18 protein-coding genes and 4 pseudogenes are annotated in these 21,988 nt (G+C 69.6%); 13 read left to right on the top strand and 9 right to left on the bottom strand.

What is annotated here, in order from left to right; genetic code table 11:
• Nucleotides 1-76 precede the first annotated feature (76 nt).
• Nucleotides 77-257: pseudogene (locus OG393_RS00405) on the top strand (IS6 family transposase); the annotation flags it as partial.
• Here the strand turns inward: OG393_RS00405 and OG393_RS35375 are convergent.
• Nucleotides 211-591 (bottom strand): transposase, encoded by a 381-nt coding sequence (locus tag OG393_RS35375; protein WP_362950229.1) that lies wholly within the window; start codon nt 589-591, stop codon nt 211-213. The pseudogene OG393_RS00405 and the gene OG393_RS35375 sit on opposite strands and share 47 nt — an antisense overlap.
• Nucleotides 592-816: 225 nt before the next feature.
• Here OG393_RS35375 and OG393_RS00400 point away from each other — a divergent pair, with 225 nt between their 5' ends.
• The 5 genes from OG393_RS00400 (at nt 817) to OG393_RS00380 (ending at nt 6,740) form a co-directional block, all read left to right on the top strand.
• A complete protein-coding gene (locus tag OG393_RS00400; protein WP_327372466.1) occupies nt 817-978 on the top strand; it encodes a hypothetical protein in 162 nt (53 codons plus the stop codon).
• A 142-nt stretch (nt 979-1,120) separates the two neighbouring features.
• Nucleotides 1,121-1,549, top strand: a complete 429-nt coding sequence (locus OG393_RS00395) for a hypothetical protein (protein ID WP_327372465.1) — start codon at nt 1,121-1,123, stop codon at nt 1,547-1,549.
• A 333-nt stretch (nt 1,550-1,882) separates the two neighbouring features.
• Nucleotides 1,883-3,463 (top strand): DUF4331 domain-containing protein, encoded by a 1,581-nt coding sequence (locus OG393_RS00390; RefSeq protein ID WP_327372464.1) that lies wholly within the window; start codon nt 1,883-1,885, stop codon nt 3,461-3,463.
• Nucleotides 3,464-3,594: 131 nt separating this feature from the next.
• Nucleotides 3,595-5,031 (top strand): tetratricopeptide repeat protein, encoded by a 1,437-nt coding sequence (locus OG393_RS00385; RefSeq protein WP_327372463.1) that lies wholly within the window; start codon nt 3,595-3,597, stop codon nt 5,029-5,031.
• Nucleotides 5,031-6,740, top strand: coding sequence for a nickel transporter (locus tag OG393_RS00380; RefSeq protein WP_327372462.1), 1,710 nt, complete (start codon nt 5,031-5,033; stop codon nt 6,738-6,740). The genes OG393_RS00385 and OG393_RS00380 overlap by 1 nt, the downstream gene beginning before the upstream one ends.
• Nucleotides 6,741-6,969: 229 nt before the next feature.
• Here OG393_RS00380 and OG393_RS00375 read toward each other — a convergent pair.
• The 4 genes and pseudogenes from OG393_RS00375 to OG393_RS00360 form a co-directional block, all read right to left on the bottom strand.
• A pseudogene (locus OG393_RS00375) lies at nt 6,970-7,596 on the bottom strand (transposase); the annotation flags it as partial.
• Between the two features lie 606 nt (nt 7,597-8,202).
• On the bottom strand, nt 8,203-8,445 hold the full coding sequence (locus OG393_RS00370) for a transposase (RefSeq protein WP_327372461.1): 243 nt from the start codon (nt 8,443-8,445) through the stop codon (nt 8,203-8,205).
• Between the two features lie 267 nt (nt 8,446-8,712).
• Nucleotides 8,713-10,080 (bottom strand): S1 family peptidase, encoded by a 1,368-nt coding sequence (locus OG393_RS00365; protein WP_327372460.1) that lies wholly within the window; start codon nt 10,078-10,080, stop codon nt 8,713-8,715.
• Nucleotides 10,081-10,362: 282 nt separating this feature from the next.
• A pseudogene (locus OG393_RS00360) lies at nt 10,363-10,807 on the bottom strand (transposase); the annotation flags it as partial.
• A gap of 283 nt (nt 10,808-11,090) precedes the next feature.
• On the opposite strand from OG393_RS00360, the gene OG393_RS00355 reads away from it, so the two are divergent.
• The gene (locus OG393_RS00355) at nt 11,091-11,921 is read left to right on the top strand and encodes an IS5 family transposase (protein WP_327372459.1); all 831 of its coding nucleotides are present in this window, start codon (nt 11,091-11,093) and stop codon (nt 11,919-11,921) included.
• On the opposite strand, the gene OG393_RS00350 is transcribed toward OG393_RS00355, so the two are convergent.
• Nucleotides 11,839-12,405, bottom strand: coding sequence for a hypothetical protein (locus OG393_RS00350; protein WP_327373031.1), 567 nt, complete (start codon nt 12,403-12,405; stop codon nt 11,839-11,841). The two genes, OG393_RS00355 and OG393_RS00350, sit on opposite strands and share 83 nt — an antisense overlap.
• 81 nt (nt 12,406-12,486) lie before the next feature.
• On the opposite strand from OG393_RS00350, the gene OG393_RS00345 reads away from it, so the two are divergent.
• The 3 genes from OG393_RS00345 (at nt 12,487) to OG393_RS00335 (ending at nt 15,048) form a co-directional block, all read left to right on the top strand.
• The gene (locus OG393_RS00345; RefSeq protein ID WP_442817387.1) at nt 12,487-14,130 is read left to right on the top strand and encodes an ISAzo13 family transposase; all 1,644 of its coding nucleotides are present in this window, start codon (nt 12,487-12,489) and stop codon (nt 14,128-14,130) included.
• Between the two features lie 238 nt (nt 14,131-14,368).
• A complete protein-coding gene (locus OG393_RS00340; protein WP_327372458.1) occupies nt 14,369-14,653 on the top strand; it encodes a hypothetical protein in 285 nt (94 codons plus the stop codon).
• Nucleotides 14,650-15,048, top strand: a complete 399-nt coding sequence (locus tag OG393_RS00335; protein WP_327372457.1) for a hypothetical protein — start codon at nt 14,650-14,652, stop codon at nt 15,046-15,048. Before OG393_RS00340 ends, OG393_RS00335 begins: the two co-directional genes overlap by 4 nt.
• 389 nt (nt 15,049-15,437) lie before the next feature.
• Here the strand turns inward: OG393_RS00335 and thiC are convergent.
• Nucleotides 15,438-17,093 (bottom strand): annotated as a pseudogene (thiC, locus tag OG393_RS00330) (phosphomethylpyrimidine synthase ThiC); the annotation flags it as partial.
• A gap of 59 nt (nt 17,094-17,152) precedes the next feature.
• Between thiC and OG393_RS00325 the strand changes: the two are divergent.
• Together OG393_RS00325 and OG393_RS00320 are read left to right on the top strand one after the other, a co-directional pair.
• Complete coding sequence (locus tag OG393_RS00325) at nt 17,153-17,746, top strand: hypothetical protein (RefSeq protein WP_327378620.1); 594 nt, start codon at nt 17,153-17,155, stop codon at nt 17,744-17,746.
• Between the two features lie 96 nt (nt 17,747-17,842).
• Nucleotides 17,843-18,634, top strand: coding sequence for a transposase family protein (locus OG393_RS00320; protein ID WP_327372456.1), 792 nt, complete (start codon nt 17,843-17,845; stop codon nt 18,632-18,634).
• 100 nt (nt 18,635-18,734) lie between these two features.
• Here the strand turns inward: OG393_RS00320 and OG393_RS00315 are convergent, their stop codons facing one another.
• Nucleotides 18,735-20,261: a DUF1996 domain-containing protein gene (locus OG393_RS00315; protein WP_327372455.1), complete on the bottom strand. Its 1,527-nt coding sequence runs from the start codon at nt 20,259-20,261 to the stop codon at nt 18,735-18,737.
• 236 nt (nt 20,262-20,497) lie between these two features.
• Nucleotides 20,498-21,199 (bottom strand): transposase, encoded by a 702-nt coding sequence (locus OG393_RS00310; RefSeq protein WP_327372454.1) that lies wholly within the window; start codon nt 21,197-21,199, stop codon nt 20,498-20,500.
• 223 nt (nt 21,200-21,422) lie between these two features.
• Here OG393_RS00310 and OG393_RS00305 point away from each other — a divergent pair, with 223 nt between their 5' ends.
• On the top strand, nt 21,423-21,902 hold the full coding sequence (locus OG393_RS00305) for a hypothetical protein (RefSeq protein WP_327372453.1): 480 nt from the start codon (nt 21,423-21,425) through the stop codon (nt 21,900-21,902).
• The last annotated feature ends 86 nt before the right edge of the window (nt 21,903-21,988 follow it).

The raw sequence follows: 21,988 nt of genomic DNA, 5'->3' as shown, positions 1-21,988 counted from the left end.
GTAGCGATGCCGCAGGCACTGTCAACTTGATGCGGATGGCCTGTGGAATGATCGTTGAGGTCGGGGACGGCGTCGTATGGAGGCCGGGGTGGCGGTGTCGTACAAGAGGTTCCGTTTCCCGGCGGAGATCATCCCACACGCGGTGTGGCTGTACCACCGCTTCCCGCTCAGCTACCCGCGAGGTCGAGGAACTGCTGCCCGCGCGCGGGGTCACCGTCTTCCGCGAAGCGGTCCGGCAGTGGTGTGACCGGTTCGGCGGCAGCGCCTCGTCCGCCCACGACCCCGAAGGACCGAGGTGAACGCGACCCGGCGCCTGGCCGCCCTGGAATCCACCCAGTGCGTCGTCGTGCGCCCCAACCCCGTATGATCCGCGTCCGACCTGGTGTGGGACGTCCTGACGGCCCGCACGGCGCCGGGTCCCGATCCGTTGTCCTGGGCGGCGCGGGCCTTCTTCACCCAGCCTCGCAGGGACTTTGAGCTGATCCCGAGTTCCCGGGCGACCTTGGTCACCGTCCGGCCCGACGACCGCACGAGCTCGATCGCGTCCCGCTCGTACTCCGCCGAATACCGATTCGTGTCCTTGCTTCCCACCTGGCACTACTTCCTCTGGAACCTCAGATCCCAGTCTCCAGGTGTCCACGATCAAGGGGAAGATTCACGCCATGACGTGGCCCAAAGCGTCGGACTTGGTGCAGCAGGATGAGGCGCAGGGAGAGCGGGCCCGACGCAAGCTGCACCGGCTCGGCAAAGAGTGGCGCAGGCGCGAGAACCTTCAGGAGCTGTCGTGCGCAGTCCGACCGGTCGCAGGAGCCGTTGATGACGGTGCGGGCCGCGGTCATCTTGATGCTGGGCACGCAGGTCGCTGTGGCCGCTGGCGTGCTGACCTTGCTGGCAGGGAACGCATGGGCTCTCGCGGTACTGGCTGCCGGGGGCGCCTTCGCCGGCACGATTGCCTTCGCACGGTCCGTGATCGGCTGAACCGGCCCTGGACGAACAGGACGTCCCGGGTCGGCGCCGTCACGGCGAAGCACGCAGGGTGTCGCGGCGTGCGGTGACCAGGCATCGCCATCGCCGCCGCGTGTGCTGTGCGCCGCAGCCTGCCCGCCCCGGAGGAGCCGTGGTGCTGTTCGGCAAGGGTGGTGAAGGCACGCTGCGCAGCCTGTTGCCAGTCGCGTTCACTCCAGTGGTCATCGGTGGTGTCGTCGGCGTTGCGTACGGCGGAACGGACCAGGCCGTGGAGGTGGAAGGTCCACAGGCCCAAAGAGTCCTCGCGAACGAAGGGGCGCTCGGTCAGCCGCACGGCTGGGCCTTCGTGGGCGAGACCGGCGGCCCGGGTGGCGAGGGGGACGTCGAAGGCGTCCAGCAGGCTCACCGAGCGCAGGACGTGGTGTTGGTCGGGCGTGAGGTCGGTCAGGGTGCGGGCGACCAGAGCGGGGAAGTCGTGGTCGAAGTCGCCGGGTTGCGGAGTGCGGCCGCTGCGGCTGAGCTCCAGGAACCGGGCGACGGACAGATCGAGATGGAAGAGGCAGACCGTGCGAGCGTGTGGTGATGACCTGCCGGACAGGCTCGCTGATGAGGGGCTGCCCGCCGCGGGTGATGCGGCGGGCGAGGTAGTCGTCGCAGTCCTCGGGGGAGCAGTCGCCGATCAAGACCCGCCGTGCGGTGCCGGTCTTGGCCGAGGTGCGGGCGGCGGGCACGGCCGTGTGGACGAGGCCGGGCCAGGTGGCGGGGCCGGTGTAGTTGAGCTGGCCCTGTAACCGGGCGGGAGCGGCCGCCGGAGCCCGCGCCGGCCGGTGCTGGCTCCGAACATGAACGGCTCCGCACGCGTACTTCACGTCAAGCAAGCCCGGACAGACGGGATGACGGATGAAGGACGTGCGATATGAATGCACACAGCACAGGCCGGCGGACGCGGCGGCCCGGGCGGGAGGCCGGCGGGCGGACGCGGCGCGGACTCAGGGGCGTCGCGCTGCTGACGGGTGCCGCGCTGGCCGCCGGGGGGCTCGCGGCGGCGGGGGTGGGGGTGGCCGTACCGGAGACGGCGAGCGCGTCAAGCCATCGGGAGGCGCCGCTGATCTCCGGGCAGCCTCAGTTCGACACCACCGACCTGTACGCGTTCGTCAGCCCTGACCATCCCGACACCACGACAGTGGTGGCGAACTGGCTGCCGTTCCAGGAACCGGCGGGCGGGCCGAACTTCTACCCCTTCGCCCAGGACGCGCGCTACAACCTGCACATCGACAGCGACGGCGACGCCCAGGACGATCTCGTCTACCGCTTCACCTTCCGGGACCACCGGAAGAACGAGCACACCTTCCTCTACAACACGGGTGCGGTGGAGAGTCTGGACGACCCGGATCTCAACTTCACCCAGACCTACGACATAGAGCTGCTGCGGCTGAAGCACGAGAAGGTCGTCTCCCGCCATGTGCTGGGGCGGCATCTGCCGGTTGCCCCGTCGAACGTGGGCAAGGCATCGATGCCCCACTACCAGACGCTGCGCGACCAGTCGGTGCGTGAGCTCCCCGGCGGGCTGAAGGCTTTCGCCGGGCAGGCGGACGACCCGTTCTTCCTCGATCTGCGGGTCTTCGATCTGTTGTACGGAGGGGACCTGTCGGAGGTCGGGAACGACACGCTGCGGGGGTACAACGTCAACACGCTCGCCCTCCAGGTGCCGAGCTCCTACCTCCGCCAGTCGGCGGAGCAGCCGGTGATCGGGGTGTACACAACAACGGAGCGCAAGAACGCCGAAGGGAAGTTCGCCCAAGTGTCGCGGCTGGGGATGCCGCTGGTGAACGAGGTCGTCAACCCGGTGAAGGACAAGGACAGGTTCAACGCTTCCTCACCGGAGGACGACGGGCAGTTCCTGAAGAACGTCACGGAGCCGGAGCTGCCGAAGCTCATCGAGCAGATATACAAGATCAAGGCGCCGGAAGAGCCCCGGAACGATCTGGTGTCGGTGTTCCTGACCGGTGTCGAGGACCTCAACCAGCCACCGAACGTCGCTCCTTCGGAGATGCTCCGCCTCAACACGTCCGTCAAGCCGGTCGCGGAGCCGAAGCGGCTCGGCGTGCTGGACGGGGACAACGCGGGCTTCCCGAACGGGCGGCGGCTGACGGACGACGTGGTGGACATCGCGCTGCAGACCGTTCAGGGCGAGCTGGTCGGCGCCGCGAACGACCTGGGCGACGCGGTCGACGCCAACGACAAGGAGTTCGGCGGCGACTTCCCGTACGTCGCCCTGCCCACGGCCGGTTCCGACGCGAGGGCGGACAGGGCCACGACCAAGTCGGGCACAACCGGGCTGACGGGCGGGCTGTCGTCGGTCGCCGCGTCATGGGGCAGCGACACGCTGATGCTGATGTCGGCCGCGTCGGGGGCCGTGGGGGTGCTGCTGGTCGGCCTCGGCGTGAGCTGGCTGCGTGGCCGCCGGCACCCGGCGCGCCGGTCCTGGCTGGGCTGACGCCGGGCGCCTGCCCTGTCCCTCTCGGGTGGCCTCCTACGCGTCGTCGCATGTGTGCACGGCGTGGCGGGGCCGCCCGACACCAGAGCTCTGATGAGCCCGTACGGCAGAACGAGGAAGGCTGAGATCGAATGCTTCCATGGAAGCCGCAGTTCGCACGATGGCGCCGTCTGCGGGGGGTGACGCGGCGGAGGCGGATCGCGTCGGCCGCAGCGATGGCGGTGGGGCTGACCGCCGTCTCGGTGGCTTTCGGGCCGGATGGCACGCCGGACGGGGCCTGGCGGGCGGCGTCCGGGCAGACGGCTTCCGCGCTCGCCGCGGATGTGCCGGCTGCGGCGCTGACGTCGCGGGACCTCACACGCGGCGTCGACGCCCTCCAGCGGCGCCTCAAGGCGCAGCCCGGGGACGCGGGCGGGTGGGCGGCGCTGGGTGCGGCCTACGTCGAGCAGGCAAGGACCATCGGCGATCCGACGCGCTATCCCCAGGCGGAGAAGGCGTTCGGCCGTTCGCTGCGGCTCCGTGGGGGCGATGAGAACGATGCGGCGCTGGCCGGGCAGGCGGCTCTTGCCGCGGCACGGCATGACTTCACGGCCGCGTTGCGGCTTGCGGACCGGGCGCTGGAGGTGAACCCGTACGGCGAGCGTGCCCTGTCTGTCCGGGTCGACGCCCTCGTCGAGCTGGGCCGCTACCGCGAGGCGCGGAAGGCCGTGGAGCTGGCCGACCGCCGGCGGCCCGGTGTGCCGGTGTTCACCCGGTACGCGTATGTGCTGGAGTTGCACGGCGATGTGAAGGGTGCGCGCCGGGTGCTGCTGCGTGCACTGGACTCCGCGTTCAGCGCGGGCGACAAGGCGTATGTGGCGACCGAGCTGGGGCAGCTGTCGTGGAGTCGGGGGGACTTCCGCCGGGCGCTGGGCCACTTCGACGCGGCGCTGCGTGCGGAGCCGGAGTATGTGCCCGCGCTGGAGGGGAGGGGACGGTCACGTGCGGCGCTGGGCGACCTGAAGAGCGCCGTACGCGATCTGAAGGAGGCCGTACGGCGCAGTCCCCTGCCCGGCCGACTTGCGGCGCTCGCGGAACTGTACGAGGCGGAGGGCCGGCAGGGGGCCGCGAAGGAGCAGTACGCGCTCATGAACGCCTGGACCCGGCTCGCCCGGGCGAACGGCGTCGCCGCCGAACCGGAGTCCGCTCTCGTGGAGGCCGGACACGGAGACGCCGCGGAGGCGTTGACCGCGGCACGCGACGAGTGGTCGCGGCGGCACAGCGTCCACACGGCCGACGCGCTCGCCTGGGCGCTCCACGCGAACGGGCGGTACAAGGAGGCGCTGGGCTATGCCAAGAAGGCGACGGCCCCGGAACCCGGCTACCAGAACGCCTCCCTCCTGTTTCACCGGGGCATGATCGAGCGGGCGCTCGGCGAGCACACGGCGGCGCGCCGCCATCTGCGGGCGGCACTGGAGCTCAACTCCGGCTTCTCCCTGACTCACGCGCGGCAGGCGAAGGCCGCGCTGGGCGAACTGGCAGTGCGGTCGGGACAGTCCGCGGGCTCTGCGGCCCGAGGGGGATCGTGATGCGCCGCGCCGCCGCCCGAGCCCTGGCCCCGCTCGCCACGCTCGCCGCGGCGGCCGCCCTCGTTCTGCTGCCCGTCCGGGCGGCGCAGGCCCATCCGCTGGGCAATTTCACGGTCAGTCAGTACGACGGCGTCGTCGTCGCTCCCGGGAAGCTGAGCGTGCGCCATGTGGAGGACCTCGCGGAGATCCCCGCCGCACAGGAGCGGAAGCGCGTCGACGCGAACGGGGACGGCCGGTTCGCGGAGGCGGAGCTGTCGACGTGGGCGCGGGCGCGGTGTGACGCGGCGGCGCGAGACGCCCGGCTGACGGTCGCCGACGGCCCGAGGGAGGCCGTCACGCCGGTAACCGGGAGCGCACGGGCAGCGGTCCGCCCCGGACAAGCCGGGCTGCCGACCCTCCGGACGGCCTGTACGCTCACCGCGCCGCTGGCCGCGCCGCCGTCCGCTGACGCGCCGCTGCGCCTGACATACATCCCGGCCGATGTCTCCATGGGGGCTGGGTGGCGGGAGATCACCGCTCGGGGCGACCGGATGACGCTCTCGGAGTCGGATGTGCCGCGGGCGTCCGTCTCGCGGGAGCTGACCGCGTACCCCGATGATCTGCTCTCCTCGCCTCCCGCGGTCCGGTCGGCGGCCCTCGCCGTCCGCTCGGGCGGGCCTGCGCTGGAGGCGGGCGGTCACGGCGCGGACGAGGACCGCGGGTCCCCTGCGGCCGCCGTGCTGCCCCGGGGCGCGGACCGCTGGGCCCAGGCGCTGACCGGGTTGGTGGCGCGGCATGAACTGACCGCGGGCTTCGCGGCACTGGCGCTCGGCGTGTCGCTGCTGCTGGGCGCGTTGCACGCGCTGGCCCCGGGGCACGGCAAGACCATGATGGCGGCTGCCGCGGCGGCCCGCGGCCGCGGCTCCGTGAAGGAGGTACTGGCGCTCGGCGCGTCGGTGACGGTCACGCACACGCTGGGCGTTTTCCTCCTGGGTGCCTTGATTGCCGCGGGGTCGGCGGCGGCCCCGACCGTGGTGTCCTGGCTGACCGTGGTGAGCGGTGCGACGGTGGCCGTCGCGGGGGCACTGCTGCTGCGGCGGGCCTGGCGGCTGCGGCCTCTCCCGCACGGTCACGATCACGATCACGGTCAGGTTCACGGGCATGAGCACGATGACGGCCACGGTCGCGGTCATGGGCACCACGAGCATGACCGCGGGGTCGACCACGCCCGGGAACACCGGCACGACGAGGCGCGGGCGCCCGCGCTGGCGGGCGCGCACCGGAGCGGGCATGACGCGCCGGGCTCTGCCGGGGGGCATACGGCCGTCCCGGCGTCGGCCGCGGACTCCCGTCCCCGCGACGCCGGGCACGGCCACAGCCATGTGCCGCCCGCGCCGGGTGTGCGCGGCGTCGTGCTGATGGGGCTGGCCGGGGGGCTTGTGCCGAGCCCGTCGGCCGTCGTCGTGCTGGTCGGCGCGGCGGCCCTCGGCCAGGCGTGGTTCGGCTTCCTGCTGGTCCTGGCGTACGGGGCAGGGCTGGCGTTCACCCTCGCGGGGGCTGGGCTGGCGGTGATCCGGCTGCGGGACACCACCGCGCGTCGGCTGGCCAGGCGTCCGCAGGGCCGGCTGTTCTCGCTTTTCCACCGGTTTGCGCCACTCGGCACGGCGGCGGTCGTTCTGACGCTGGGGTGCGGGCTGCTGACGAGGGGGCTGGCGGCGACGCTGAGCTGACGCGCCAGTGCCCGGTCGGCCGGACACAACGACTGAGGGGAGGGCCGCCTCTGGCGGCCCTCCCCTCGCTTGACTCTGTCGGGGATCTTGGAGCTTCCGAGGCGGTGCCCAGGGTGCGCCAGGATTTTGGCCGGGGGATTTCGCGCTGGTCGAGGTAGTTCTGTAAGGCGGTCGGTCGGCGGGGAGGGGGTGCTTCCTCGGTCGGTGGGAAACCGCTGAGACGCTCGATGTTGATGACGATGGCGGTCAGGACGTGCTGGAGATGGACCTCGCCCTGGCCTCGGTAGCGGCAGCGGCGCATGCCATGACCGTGGGCGAACTCGTCGACCGTTGCCTCCACTTCGGAGCGGACCGTGTAGCGGGTCTTCCACTCGGGTGTCTGTTGCTCGGCGCGGACGCGGAGTTGCAGGTCGCGGAGTTCTCGTGGCGGAAAGCCGACGGTGCGGTGGCTTTCGCGGGAGGTCGTGCACTGGGTGCGGGCCGGGCAGGGGTGGCACTGGCTCTTGGTGAACCGGGCCACGATCAGCGGGGCTGCGGTGGGTGAGGAGGTCGGGTAGGGGCCGTGCCAGCCCTGGCTGACCTGCCCTTGGGGGCAGGTGACCTGTCGGCGGTCGTAGTCGATATGGAAGTCGTCGCGGGTGAAGCCTTCACCCCGGCGGTGTTGCCGGGTGGGGTTGCCCCGGAGCGGCCCGGAGAGGGTGACCTGGTGGTCATGTGCGGCTTGTGCAAGGTGGGGCAGGGAGGTGTAGCCGCTGTCGACCAGGTGTTCGGCGGGCAGCAGCCCGCGCCGCGCCAGACGGGTGTGGACGCCGGGCAGGACCTGACTGTCGTGGGTGGTGGCCGCGGTGGTGGCCACGTCCGTGATCACGTTGGGGCCGTCGGGAGCACAGGTCTCCGTCAGATGGGCGGAGAACGCCTTTTCAGCTGATGATGTGCCCGTGCCTCGCGTAGCGGGCCGAGATGTCGTGGGGGCGAGACGATCGCCCGGGACGAGGGCGGCAGCCCGGGTCCGCCTTCGGTCTCGGCGGTGCGCCGGCGCAGGCGGCCCACGGCGTCACGGTGATGGTTCTGCACCAGGATCTGGCGCAGGGCCTGGACACGAGGGCCCGACGCACGGTCCGCTCCCTGCCGGTAGAGGTGTTCCAGGAGCCGGACGGCGTCGTCGCCGGTGGCGAGGATCCTGGTCTGGGCTTGGTGGGGTTCTTCCCCAGGCGGACCGGGCGGCCGCCGTGGCGCCCCCAGTCCTCGTCGACCACATCGTCCAGCAGGTGCGGGGCGGTGCCGGCCACTTCCTCCGGCGCGGCGCGGACGGCCTCGGTGACCATCTCCAGCCGGGTCAGGTCGCGTACCGCGGCCAGGACGTGAGTGGAGTCGGTGCGCTCGCGCGCACCAGGCCGGTCTCCTTGAGGCGGGCCAGGGCGAGGTCGAGGAGGCGGTCGGCGCGGTCGCCCTCGGCGAGACGTTAGCGGAAGTCGGCCAGCACACTGTGGTGGAAGCCGGGATCGTCCAGCTCCATGGCCATGGCGTACTTGAAGTCGATGCGGCAGCGAACCGCCTCGGCGGCCTGCCGGTCCGACAGGCCGAGCACGAACTGCAGCACACAGACGGTGGCCGGCTGGGCGGGCGAGAGACCCGGACGCCCGTCACGCGGATACCAGTCAGCGAAGTCCTCGTCGCACCACAGCCCGTCCAGGCGGTCTCTCACCCATATCGCCGTCGTACCGCCTGGGTTGCTCGCCCGCGCGACCTGCGCAGTCAGGGGCGGGACGTGCTCACCGGAACGGGAACGGAGGGACAACGGGCACCTCGACAGCTGCATCGGTCATCGGAACCACCCGAGCTTGCCTGTTGGCCATGCTGCCGTACCGCGAAACTCCAAGATCCCCGACAGAGTCAAGCTCAGCATCCGTCATGCCCTATGCCTTTGCGTCCTGTCCTCATCGTGTCTTGCCTCCTCTGTGTCTTCCCGGTGTCAGCTCCAGGTCTGGGAGTACTGCCGTCGGTAGTTCCTGTGGTCGAAGGCCGAGCGGATCAGGCCGTTGGCGACCAGCAGTACAAGACTGACCCCGATGACCGCCAGCCCCGGCTTGACGGTGTGGGCGCCGACGATTCCGGTGCGGCGCGTGGGAGTGTCCGGCCGGCCCGGCAGCGCGCCGACTCCCGCCGTGAAGGGCGGAGCGGTGGAGCCTGCGCCGTCCCCGAAGTCGGCGCCGCCCCCGGGGCCGGCCATCCCCGCGAGCCGCACCCCCAGCGCTTCCATCGCCGTGGTGACCGGCTGGAAGTACGTGCTGCCTCCGCTACGGCAATCGCCGATACCCCCCGACGTCACCCCGAGAGCCATGCCGCCCGCGAACAACGGCCCTCCACTGTCGCCCGGTTCGGCGCAGGCGGTGGTCTGGATCAGTCCGGTGACCGTGCCTTCGGGGTAGTTAACGGTCGCGTTGAGCGCGGTCACCTTGCCTGAGCGCACCCCCGAGGTACCTCCGCTGCGCAACACCTCCTGCCCGACGACGGGATCGGCGGCCGCTGTGATCCGCATGCCCTGCCGTCCTTCGAGGCGTACGACGTTGTCCGCGGCGGTCGCGTCGGCGTTTCCGTAGGCGACGAGAGAGAAGTCGCTGCCGGGGAAGCGTCCGGCGGTCGTCGTGCCGACCTCCTTCGTCCCCTGCGGGTCCTGGAACCAGGCGGTGCCCGGTGGACCGCAGTGCCCGGCCGTCAGGATGAACGCACGTCTTCCGTCGGTCACATTGAACCCCGCGGAGCAGCGGCCGCTAGGAGAGAAGACCGGGTCCGCGTCGTTGAGCCGGGAGGACAGTGCACCCGGGCTCCGCTCCATGTGGACGAAGTCGCCGATCCTCTCGGTGAGGCGGGACATGCGGGACCAGTCGTCGGACGAGACGGTGCTGTCGGCCTGCACCACGATGCGGTTGGAGGCGTAGTCGACCGCCCATGCCGTGCCCGGCACCCTGGGGGCCGCGCTCAGTGCGTCCACGGCGGAGCGCAGGCGGCTCATGCTGTGCTCGACGACTTCGGCACGCGCTCCCGACCGGCCGACCTCGACGGCGGCGTCCTCGTCGGTGACCGCGACGACGGACCGCCCGTCCGCCCCCATCCAGGTGCCCGCCGTGCGCGACGGCCCGAGGCGTGTGACCAGACCGGTGCCCAGCCCGGACGGGCGCTCGGTCTGCTCCGGGCCGTGGACACCCGGCCCGGCCCGCTCCCGGTCGTGGGCCGGCGGCTCGGTTGCGGCCGCGGTCGTCACCAACAGCCCGCCGCACAGTAATCCCCCGACGGCGGCGAAACGCGTGATGCGCTGCAGGCTGCGTCGTGCGTGACTCATCCGTTTCCGGCCCCCTCTTCAAAGACGCTCCGACACGGCGTCGGCGACGCCGGCCCCACGGGAAAACGGCGCGTCTACGCATACGTGCGGCCCGGCCGCCGCGTTCACCACGGCAGACGACGGCACCGGCGCCGCTTGACGGCGTGCCGGCCACCCCGCCCGAAAGACCGGCCCGCGGACGGAATCGCGCAGAGCCCGGTTCATGACGGCCTGCCGGGCACCGTACAGCGCGGAGAAAACGGGGTGTGTCCAGTAGATGGCTGATCCAGTTTCTGTAGTGGGTCAGTTGGCGGCCGGGGTGAGCCGGCCTTCGAAGGCGATCTGGAAGGCGTTCAGGGGTGCCTTCCAGCGCATGGTCCACCGCTTTCGGCCTTGCCGGTCGGGTCCAGAGACATGAGGGCCATGTAGACGCACTTCATGGCCGCGGCCTCGTTGGGGAAGTGTCCGCGCGCCCGGACGGCCTTGCGGATGCGGGGACGGACTCGATGGCGTTCGTCGAGCAGATGACCTTGCGGATCTCGACGTCGAAGGAGAGGAAGGGCACGAACTCGGCCCAGGCGTTCTCCCAGAGCCGGATGACCGCCGGGTACTTCTTGCCCCAGGCTTCCTGGAACTCGCTGAACCGCTCGGTCGCGGCGGCCTCGTTCGGCGCGGTGTAGACGCGCTTAAGCGCCTTGGCGATCTTGTCCCAGTCCTGGCGGGCCGCGTGCCGGAAGCTGTTCTTCAGGTCCGTGAACACGCTCAGTGCGTTGTGGCAAACCGGATCTTGTTCGAGTGGCAGCGGGTGATCATCTGGACGGAGGTTCGGGTGCGGTCGCGGGCATGAGAGAACGGGCCCCTTGGTAGTGACGCGGTTACGACACCAGCACGACCAAGGAAGCCCGTTGCCTGATCAGTTGAGCAGTATCTCTGTGCATGCGTCCACCGCGGTCACCCTTGGGTGTGACTGCTACGTGCACCGGTTCGGTTCGATCGCTCCGGGACGGCGGGCAGGCTGCTACCCCAGTGACATGACGGATGCGGAGTGGGCCGAGGTCCGCGCCGCGATGCCGGTGCCGGCGTGGCTCCTCAAGCTGGGCGGGCGTCCGGAGGCGTTTTGCCACCGCGAGATGCTTGACGCGGTGCGCTACCTCGTCGACAACGGCGTGAAGTGGACGGCTCTGCCGGTCGATTTCCCGTACTGGCGGGCGGTCTACGACTTCTTCCGCCGCTGGCGGGCCTACGACTACGCGCGTGAGCTGTACGAACGCCTGCGACGTTCGGCGAGGGAACGTTCAGGCCGCAACGCCGAGCCCAGCGCGGGAGTCATCGACAGTCAGTCGGTGGACGCCTCCGAGACCGTCGGCGAGGACAGTCGCGGATACGACGGCGGCAAGTCACGTGATGGGCGCAAGCGTCACATCCTGACCGATACCGAGGGTCTGCTCCTGGAGGTGACCGTGACCACGGCCGATGTCCACGACTCCAAGGCCGCCCCCGCCCTGCTGGAGACGTTCATGGACCACCCGGGTCGGCTGCTGAAACTGGTGTGGGTCGACAGCGCCTACCAGGGCTCGGCCCTGGCCAAGGCGTTCGCCCGTCACGGAGTCCGGATCGAGGTCGTGCGCCGATCCGACGGACACCGCGGATTTGTCGTACTGGCCCGCAGATGGGTCGTGGAACGAACGCTGAGCTGGCTCTCCCGCTCACGCCGCCTCAACCGCGACCACGAACGCCGCCCCGATCACCACCAGCAGATGGTGTGGTGGGCAGCCACGATCAGGCTGTCGCGCCAGGTGGCCGGCGATGCCCCGCGCTGGCCGGAGAAGCGTCCCGGCCGACGGCCCCGGGCACAGGCATGAACCGTCCATTCTTCTCCCGCACCAGCCAGCCCCGCTTCTCCAGCGCGTAGGCACGGTGACGGATCTTCTCCACCTCGTTCTTGATCTCCGCCTCACGGCCCACCACGCGCGTCAACTCCACCCCGCTCACCGGCCCCGAAGCGGCCACCACCGCGGCGAACACCTCCCGATACAGGCCGCTGAGCACCTCCTCGCCCATGCCCGACCGCCACACCGGCGGCCGCTCGCCATGCACCGCGTCGGAGCCGCTCGAACCCATCACGGCAGCCGCCTCACCACCAGACGCCACGGAAGCCGGCGTATTCACCGCACTCTCCTCGGCCAGCACCGACACGAGCTCCTCACGCCCCACACGGGCCCGCTCGACTCGCTCTCGCGCAGCATCCACCTCCGCCTGAGCCTGCTCCAGGACCTCCGTCCAGGACTCCAGCTCCTGCCTCGCCCGCGCCTCACGCCGTTCCATCAACCCCAGCACCGACGGCATCGCGCCCTCCTCGATCCACAACAAGCCGTCCGCTGCCTGCCCCTACCCCTCCGCGAACATGCCCCGCACACGAAGAAACCCCTGCTCATCGAACAGAGACTCCCTTTGCCACAACGCACTGAGGCGGTGACGCCGTATCTGAACGAGCGGCAGCGCCGGATCCTCTATGGCGCGGAGGCCCGCCAGCTGGGGCACGGTGGGATCGCCGCGGTGGCGCGAGCCGCAGGGGTCTCGAAGGGCTGTGTCAGCCGGGGCCTGGCCGAACTCGACGCCGACGCGCAGCCGGGCGGGCGGGTGCGACGGCCGGGAGCTGGCCGCCCGGCCCTGGCGGACAAGGACCCGGGCCTGGTGCCGGCCCTGCTGGAGCTGGTCGAGGACAACACACAGGGTGATCCGATGAGGCCGCTGACGTGGACGACGAAGTCGTTGCGCCGCCTGGCGGACGAGCTTGCCGCCCAGGGCAGGCAGGTGGGCCGCGACACCGTCGCGGCCCTGCTGAAGGCGGCCGGGTTCAGCCTGCGCGGCAACGCGCGGGTGCTGGCCGGCACCCACCACCCGGACCGGGACGCGCAGTTCGAGCACCTCAACGCCACGGTGGCCGACTTCCTGAAGGCCGGTGACCCGGTGATCAGCGTGGACACCAAGAAGAAGGAGCAGATCGGGCTGTTCGCCCGGCCCGGTCGTGAGTGGGCCCCGCCCGGCGCTCCGGTCAAGGTCCTCGACCACGACTTCCCCTCCCACGCCACAGGCACCGCGATCCCGTACGGAACCTACGACCTGGCCCGCAACACCGGCTTCGTCGTGGTGGGCACCGATCACGACACCGCCGCATTCGCCGTGGCCAGCCTGCGCCGCTGGTGGACCGAGGAGGGACGGGCCGCCTACCCGCACGCGAAGCGACTGTTGATCACCGCGGACGGCGGCGGCTCCAACAGCTCCCGCGCCAAGGCATGGAAGGCCAACCTCGCCGTTCTCGCCACCGAGACCGGCCTTCAGATCAGCGTGTGCCACCTGCCTCCCGGGACTTCGAAGTGGAACCGGGTCGAGCACCGCCTGTTCTCCTTCATCTCCCTCAACTGGCGCGCCCGCCCGCTGACCAGCTACGAGACCGTCCTGAACCTCATCTCGGCGACCACCACCCGCACCGGGCTGACTGTGACCGCCCGCCTGGACACCGGCAGCTACCCCACCGGAATCGAGATCAGCGAACAGCACGCCGCCGCCCTCACGATCCGCCCCTACGACTTCCACGGGGAGTGGAACTACACGATCCCGCCCCAGCCCGGCATCCCCGACGTCCCCCTCCACCCGCCCGGCCCCAGATCCCACCCCCGCACCGCGCACACCTTCGGCGCAGCCCTGGCCACCCACCCCCTCTTGACAGGCATCGAGCGCCACGACCTGGACGATCTCACCACCGGCGTCCGCGACCGGTTGGACGCCCTGCCGCCCAAGGAGCGGCCCCGGCACCGCAAGATGACTACGGAGAACATCATCTGGGCCGCCGTCCTCGACCAGCGCGGCCTGTCCCGCTCCCTGATCTCCTATCTCTTCCGCGTCGGGGAGAACCAGATGAGATGCCTGATCAGGCAGGTCCGACCGCACCTCGAGGACCTCGGCCACCACTCCGAACCCATCCCCGCCCGGCTGATCGACCCCAGCGACCTCGCCAACTACGTCATGCACGTGACAGCTGCAGACCGCGAACGAGAAACGCCCCACTAATTCATCGACGGCCCCCAAAACTCGACGCGCCCTACGATGCAATCGGCACCGACCCGTTTGCGAGGTCTCGAGGGCGAGCCGGATCGGCTCGGTCGGGCGGGGGCTCACCCCGCCAGAATTGTCCGCCCTGCCAGGGCATGGACAGGCTCCTCAACGCCGAACACACCGAACCCTGCGGGGCGGAGGGGGCCGTGCTGCGGTCCGCCACGCAGGACTGTAAGCACGCTATAGTAGCGCTATGGCTTCGACGACGATTCAGGTGCCGCGGGAGACGCGTGATCATCTTGCCGAGTTGGCGAGGGAGCGTGGGGTGAGTATCGGGCAGTTGGTGGAGGCACTGGCTGCGGAGCAGCCGACGGCTGCACAGCGGGCGGAGCGGCTGGCGGCGGACCGGGAGGCGGTGCGCGGTCTGCTCGGGGTGGCGATCAGTGATGCCGAGTTTGACCAGGCCCCCGACGTGCTGGGCAACCTGTACAAGATCGCTGCGGACAAAGCGCGCATGGCCCGGGACTCGGCTGCGTGATCATCCTCGACTCCAGCGCGGTGGCCGCGCTCGCCGCAGGGCACAAGACGCTCAGTCTCCTGGCCGGCAACATGGCCCTCGCGCCGGGGGAGCAGCTGCGGATCCCGGCCCTGTGCCTGGCGCAGGCCGAAGCCGACGACGAGGGTGCAGCGCGCCGGGTGCTGACGTTCTCCTCGGTGACTGTCGACCCGCTTGACATGGTCGCTGCAGTCAGCGTCGGCACCATGATCCGCGACGGCTACGGCGGCCCCGACACCTGCCACGCCCTGTACTGCGCCCTGCCCAGGCCCGAGTTCACGGGCATGTCCATCCTGCTGACCGGCCGTGAGGGCGCCTATCCGCCCGGCGTGGTCACTGTCGACATCGACTCACCCGGCATGCTCGGCTTCCACTAGGCCCAATACCAGTGATTTAGGGCTTTCTGCGGGTGTAGATGGTCTTCGTGGGCTCGGCGATCGTGACTGTTGGGGCGTCGGGTCGCGGTGGTGTGTGGTGTTCGGCGCGTTTGAGGGCCCAGTTACTCAGTGCGCCACCGGTGCAGGATCGCCACGTGAAGCTGGCCCCCCTCGCGAAATCCCTGCCGTTCTGGCCAGCCCGCCTCCCCGTGGATACCGCATGCCCTGCTGATGCCGCACGGGCGACGAGCCGTCAGCCCCTACCACTCCACGAGTTCAACTTCAGTAGGTCCTGTCCGGGCGTAGGCCTTTCGCATCAGTCGGAACAGGGCGTGCCCGCGGCTCCCCCGGGGCCGCGGGTCCGCCGTCGTCTTTCCTCCGGCCCGGAGTCAGTCCGCCATCGGCAGGTAGACCCGGTTACCCGAGGCCGCGAACTCCTTGGACTTCTGCAGCATGCCCTCGGCGATCGCCTCGTCCGACTCCGCCGGCTCGTCACCGCCGAACTGCTCGGTGATGCTCCTGCTGATCTTCATCGAGCAGAACTTCGGCCCACACATCGAGCAGAAGTGCGCGGTCTTCGCCGGTTCCGCCGGAAGCGTCTCGTCGTGGAACTCCCGCGCCGTATCCGGGTCCAGGGCCAGATTGAACTGGTCCTCCCAGCGGAACTCGAAGCGCGCGTCCGAGAGGGCGTCGTCCCACTCCTGCGCACCCGGGTGTCCCTTGGCGAGGTCCGCGGCATGGGCCGCGATCTTGTACGTGATGACGCCGGTCTTGACGTCGTCCCGGTTCGGCAGGCCCAGGTGCTCCTTTGGCGTGACGTAGCAGAGCATCGCGGTGCCCCACCAGGCGATCATCGCCGCGCCGATGCCCGAGGTGATGTGGTCGTAGGCGGGCGCCACATCGGTCGTCAGGGGCCCCAGGGTGTAGAATGGCGCATCCTCGCAGATCTCCTGCTGGAGGTCGATGTTCTCCTTGATCTTGTGCATCGGGACATGTCCCGGGCCCTCGATTATCGTCTGGACATTGTGCCGCTTGGCGATGCTGTTCAGTTCGCCGAGCGTCTTCAGTTCGGCGAACTGCGCCTCGTCGTTGGCGTCCGCGATCGAGCCGGGCCGCAACCCGTCGCCGAGCGAGTACGTCACGTCGTACGCGGCGAGGATCTCGCAGAGCTCCTCGAAGTTCTCGTACAGGAACGACTCCTTGTGGTGCGCGAGGCACCAGGCCGCCATGATCGAACCGCCGCGCGAGACGATGCCGGTCTTGCGGCGTGCGGTCAGCGGCACGTACCGCAGCAGCACACCGGCGTGGACCGTCATGTAATCGACGCCCTGCTCGGCCTGCTCGATGACCGTGTCCTTGTAGATCTCCCAGCTCAGCTCCTCGGCCCGGCCGTCGACCTTCTCCAGCGCCTGGTAGAGCGGCACGGTGCCGATCGGCACGGGGGAGTTGCGCAGCACCCACTCGCGCGTGGTGTGGATGTTGCGGCCGGTGGACAGGTCCATGACCGTGTCCGCGCCCCACCGGGTCGCCCAGGTCATCTTCTCCACCTCCTCCTCGATGGAGGAGGTCACGGCGGAGTTGCCGATGTTGGCGTTGACCTTCACCAGGAACCGCTTGCCGATGATCATCGGCTCGATCTCCGGGTGGTTGACGTTCGCCGGCAGGACGGCACGCCCGGCGGCGATCTCCTCACGCACGACCTCCGGGGAGACGTTCTCCCGGATCGCCACGAACTCCATCTCCGACGTGATCTCGCCGCGGCGGGCGTAGGCGAGCTGGGTCACCGCCTGTCCGCCGCGGCCACGGCGGGGCTGCCGGGGCCGGCCGGGGAAGACGGCGTCGAGGTTGCGCAGCCCGCCCCGCGGCGAGGTGTGCTTGATGCCGTCGTCCTCGGGACGGACGGGGCGGCCGGCGTACTCCTCGGTGTCTCCGCGCCCGATGATCCAGTTCTCGCGCAACGGCACCAGTCCACGGCGGACATCGGTCTCGGTCTGCGGGTCGGTGTACGGTCCGGACGTGTCGTACAGCGTCACGTCCTCGCCATTGAGCCCTGCACATCCTGAATCTCTGCTGGTCAGCCGTGCTGGCGTGGGAGACCGGTGGCGTGCTCGTGCTGGTCGGGGGCGGGCGGCTGGAGCGTAGATCATCCGACTTGGCGCGGGTGGGTGTTTCCTGCTTCGGCCGCGCCGTGTGCGACGGGGTTTCTACGATCCCGGGCGAGAGCGGTGCCGCGCCGTTCGGGAGGGCAACCGTGTCGTCGCTGGAGAAGATCGCCGCTCGCCGGGCTGAGCTGGACGAGCTGTCGCAGGCCCTGGCCAAGCAGCTGGCCGAGGTGGACGCCGAACGTGAGGAACTCGCGGTCGCGGAGCGGGTGCTGCGGCGGCTGTACGAGCACGAAGCCGGGGCTGCTGGGCCCGTGTCACCGCAGTCGGTGCAGGTCGCGGGCCGGTCGGTGCTGAAAGTGCCGCACCGCAGCGAGGTAGCGGACGCGTCCGCGCTGCCCGGCGACTACCAGCGGATGCTGCAAATCGTGAAGGAGGCGGGCGGGCCGGTGATGGTCAAGGAGGTCGGCGCTGAGCTGGGGATCGACGCTTCGGCGCCGGGCCGGCTGGAGCCGTTGCGCGGGAAGCTGTCGAAGCTGGCCGGGCGGGGCTGGCTGCACAAACTGCCGAACGGCACCTTCACCGCGCGGGCGTGAAACTGCGGGGTGCAGACCCGTAACCCGGCGGTCCCCGGCCCGAGTTGACGCAGTATGCCTACAAACACCATCCCGGCCGGGGACCGTAATGAGCTTGTGTATCAGTGCCGACTGCCGCTGTCCACGCGGACCCTGACCTTCCTGACCGGGCTGCTGTCCGCCCGTCTGAAGAAGATCCACTCGCGGTGGCGGAAGCTGCCGACCGGGCGGATCGCGGTGATCGTGCTGGCCGCGCTGCGGCATGACCAGCGCCTTTCCGATCTCGCCGGCGGCAACGACGTCTCGCGCACCACCGTGGACCGCTGGCTGAAGGAGATGATCGATCTGCTGGCCGCGAAGGCGCCGAGGCTGGAGCGGGTGCTGGCGAAAATCGCCCGTGAGGGTGGCAGCGTCGTGCTGCTCGACGGGTCGCTGATACCCACCCAGCGCCGCACCGGACTGCCGATGAGGCGCCGCTGGTCGACGAAACACAAGCGGCACGGGCTGCTGGTCATCGCCCTGACCGACGTGCGCGGGCGGCTGTTGTGGACCTCCACCGCCCGCCCGGCGCGCGGCTCGGAGATCACCGCGTGCCGACACGACGACCTGGTCGGCCGACTCCGTGAGGCGGGCCTGGCCGCGATCGCCGACCTCGGCTTCGTCGGCCTGGACGACGAGATGGGCGACCCGGCGGTCATCACCGGTTACAAGAAACCCAAGGGTAAGAAGCTCCCGCCCGCGAAGAAGCTGGTCAACCAGCTGATCGCGGCTGAACGGGCAGTATGCGAGCACGCGTTCGCGCACCTGAAGAACTGGCGCGCGCTGACGAAACTCCGCCTCGACGTGAAGTGGGCCACCCGGCTGGTGCGGGCGCTGATGATCCTCACCCAGCGAGAAATCGCCCGCTGACCGACGATCTTCACACCAGACAGTTCCCGACGACCAGTACCAGTACGACATCACCCGTCCACGCCACCCCCGTGACCTGCACGTTCAGGATGAACACAACTCACTGGCAGTTCTTGCCGCGGTTGATGCAGTTCACCATCTTGTTCATCAGGTTCTCGTCGAAGACGTTGATGAAGTCGTTGTGGTCGGTGATCGGCTTGTGCAACTGCTCCGGGAAGCCGTCCACGGCGTACGGGTTCTGCACCTGACCGTTCTCGATGGTCGGTGTGGGAACGTCGTACACCAGGCGGGCCTGCAGCTGCGGGATCGCCCGGAAACCCTTCGGGCAGCTGCCGTCCGCCTCGACGAAGGCCACGTGGTCACGGTGGTTGGCGCTGTCGATGTTCCGGCCGTCCCAGCAGCTCTGGAAGTTGGACGTCCGGACCACCTGGCTGCCCTCGGGGCAGAGCACGTACTTGTCCGTCACCTGCCGGTCCTCGAAGCCGGTACAGCTGAACGAGGTGTTGGCGTTCGCGAGGCCATTGGTGAAGGCCTTGGCGTCACCGGTGATGATGCGCAGGAACTTCGGCATGGCGACGACGCGGCTCTGCTTGTTGCCGACGAACTTGAGCTCCGCCTCGCTGGCCTTCAGGATCTTGCCCACGTTGCCCTCGGCGCCACCGCCCAGGTCGTTTGCGTCGAACTCCTTCGTACCGTCCTGGAGCCGCAGAACCGGCCAATAGTAGGTCGACTTGTCGGCCTGGTTCTGGCACGAAGTGCCGGCCTTGGCGAGGTCCTCGTTGCTGGAGAAGGCGTCGTTGTCCTGGTTGCCGACGTAGTCGTGGGTGTGGTGCGCGCCGTTGTCGACTCCCGGGGCCACGATCAGGTTGTCACTGTTGGACAGGTCGTTCTCGTTGACACCGCACTTGGTGGTGAAGGAGCCGGTCGAACCGGTTCTCCCGTTGGCGACCAGGCCGTTCTCCAGGTCCCGCGAGTTGGGCCGGACACCGTTGATGTCGATGAAGTCCTCGGCCACCGGGCCCGCGGCCCCGTTGCCGTTGTCGACCGGAACCTGGCCGTCGCCCTGGTCCTGGCCGTCGTTGTTCCCGTCGTTGCCGTTCTGATCGTTGTTGTTCCTGTCCCTTCTGTCCCTCCTGTTCTTGTTGCCGTCGTTGTCGTCGCGGCGCAGTGTGCACGGTGCCGTCGCCTTAAGACCCTTGGGGCGTTCCGCCGAGCGGTCGATCAGGGCGACGATCCGCTGGATGATCACCAGTCGTTCGTTCTTCAGCGGTGTCAGAATCTGGTTCTGTGCCCAGGCGCGGTCGCTCTGCACGCGCCGCTTGTTCTCGGCGAACCGCTTGTAGTATGTGGTGATCTGGTTGTCCAGTGTGGCAAGTTCCCGGTCCACGGCCCGCCGTTGGTCATCAGGGATCTCCTTGATGGAGTTGACGACTTCCGGACAGTCGATGGTCGAGACGGACTGGCCGGCACTCTGGGTTCTCGGGCTCTTCCGGTCGCCGCCCCAGCTCTCATGGGCGGAAGCGTCGAAATTGGCCGCAACCAACCCACCCCCGCCCAGAAGGAGGGCAGCCGAGGCGGCGATCGCCCGGTTTGCCAGCGTCGAACGTCTTCTCGATGTGCGTCCCATGGAACTCCAATCTCGGGGGAAAGTACGCGTCAATCCATACGGACACCGTCGATGGGATGTTCAGACCTGTGCGGAAGACGTGGAAGTCTTCAGCCCGGATCCACCGGCCTGATTCCGGAGTGATCGCTCTGGGGGTTTTCGAATCGTCTGGTGGTTGTTCTGCGGGTTCGGGCGGGGAGTATTCGCTGGTCTGCCCAGCTCTTCCCAATGTCGGTGAGTTAGGGCATCAGTGCAGGTCAGATGTGGTGCTTGGTGACTCTCAGTGTGTAGTGGACGTTACTGGGAGTGCGGGGCTGGTCCCGTTTTCTGATCTCGAAGGTGTTCTTGGACGGCTTCTTGACGCGTTGGCACTGCCGGTTGCGCCGGGCTGGGAGGAGGGCGGCCAGGAGCTCGGTCACGGCCTCGCGGCGTGCGGTGTCCAGCGCGGTCACGTCGGCTGCGGCCTGGGCGGCGACAGTCAGTCGGGCGAGCTGCACCGTGACGGTGAAGGAGATCCGGTCGGGATCGATCCCGCCGTGTTCCGCGGCGTGCATCTGCAGTGCGCACAGCGCCTGGTAGACGGTGAGGAGGGCGTAAATCTCCTGGCAGATCAGCTCGGGCGCCTTGGAGCGCAGGATGAATCCGGCGCCGCGCAGGCGGTTCTTCAGTTCCGCGAACCCGTTTTCGATCTCCCACCGCTGGTGATATGCCGTCGCCAGCTGGTGGGCTGGGGCGAGGCGGTGGTCCAGGAGGCTGGTGACCAGCCGGAATGCCTCGGTGCGAGGTAGGCCGGCGCGCGGGCGGATGGTCACGGTGTACTCGACGATCCGCACCAGATGCCCCTGGGGCGGCCCGGGGAGGGTGCGTCCGGCCGCGCGGGCCTGACCGTGGCGGACATTCTCCGCGGGCGTGCGCATGATGGACAGGTAGGACCCGTCGGGCAGTACCCGCAGTGGCACGAAGACGAGACTCTTCTTGATCCGCCAGGCCAGGTGGGCGCCGGTGGCTCGGGCCAGGCCCCACAGTTCATGTCCGGCGAAGTTGCGGGGGTGTAGATCTTCTCGGGGTGCCTCGTTGGGGTGATTCGCGAGGGTTCGGGATGTGGCTGGTCGTGTCGGCTTCTACCGTCGCCGGGGTCGAGCCGCCGTGAGGGTGTGGGTGCTGAGCGAGGGTGGGTGTGGTGTGCCGTCGTTGATGGAGGCGTTGGAGGCCAGGCGGGCTGAGGTGCTGGGTCAGGCCGAGCGGCTGCGTGAGCAGATCGCTGGTCTGTCCGAGGAGTTGTCGCGGGTCGAGGAGCGGCTGGCGCGGTTGCAGGTCACGCGGGAGACGGTGGAGGAGGTCCTGGCCGCGCCGTCTTCGCCGGTGCCGGACGCGGACGCCGCGGGCGGGGGTGCCGGTGGGGTCGTTGTGGCGCTGGTGAAGGCCGAGGCCGAGCTGGATGTGACGGTGATGTCGCCGGAATACCAGGCGGTCATCGGGTTGTTCGCGGCCTCGGGGGTGGCGATGCGGTGCAAAGAGGTCTGCGGGCATCTGGGGCTGGGGACCGAGCCGCGGCATGTGGAAGGGATGCGCTCGAAGCTGAAGAGGCTGGTGGAGCGCGGGATCCTGGCCGAGCCGTTGCCCGGGCTGTTCAAGGTCGACGGCAGGAAGCAGGGGTGGTGAGCGTGGTGGGGCCGGCCCGGGGCGCGCTCGCGGAGTGTGAGGACGCCTTCGCCGCCTCGGCGGGATGTCGTGGACGCCGCCGGTGT

The organism is Streptomyces sp. NBC_01216, assembly GCF_035994945.1.
In the GTDB taxonomy this organism is placed as follows: Bacteria; Actinomycetota; Actinomycetes; order Streptomycetales; family Streptomycetaceae; genus Streptomyces.
This window is presented reverse-complemented; position numbering and strand designations above follow the sequence as displayed.

What these genes read in the sequence shown, in the direction of transcription:
- OG393_RS00340 (WP_327372458.1), top strand. Translation starts at nt 14,369, where the DNA reads ATGGCTTCGACGACGATTCAGGTGCCGCGGGAGACGCGTGATCATCTT.
- OG393_RS00315 (WP_327372455.1), bottom strand. Translation starts at nt 20,261, where the DNA reads ATGGGACGCACATCGAGAAGACGTTCGACGCTGGCAAACCGGGCGATC.
- OG393_RS00365 (WP_327372460.1), bottom strand. Translation starts at nt 10,080, where the DNA reads ATGAGTCACGCACGACGCAGCCTGCAGCGCATCACGCGTTTCGCCGCC.
- OG393_RS00350 (WP_327373031.1), bottom strand. Translation starts at nt 12,405, where the DNA reads ATGCCGTCGGTGCTGGGGTTGATGGAACGGCGTGAGGCGCGGGCGAGG.
- OG393_RS00385 (WP_327372463.1), top strand. Translation starts at nt 3,595, where the DNA reads ATGCTTCCATGGAAGCCGCAGTTCGCACGATGGCGCCGTCTGCGGGGG.
- OG393_RS00380 (WP_327372462.1), top strand. Translation starts at nt 5,031, where the DNA reads ATGCGCCGCGCCGCCGCCCGAGCCCTGGCCCCGCTCGCCACGCTCGCC.
- OG393_RS00400 (WP_327372466.1), top strand. Translation starts at nt 817, where the DNA reads ATGACGGTGCGGGCCGCGGTCATCTTGATGCTGGGCACGCAGGTCGCT.
- OG393_RS00390 (WP_327372464.1), top strand. Translation starts at nt 1,883, where the DNA reads ATGAATGCACACAGCACAGGCCGGCGGACGCGGCGGCCCGGGCGGGAG.
- OG393_RS00355 (WP_327372459.1), top strand. Translation starts at nt 11,091, where the DNA reads ATGACGGATGCGGAGTGGGCCGAGGTCCGCGCCGCGATGCCGGTGCCG.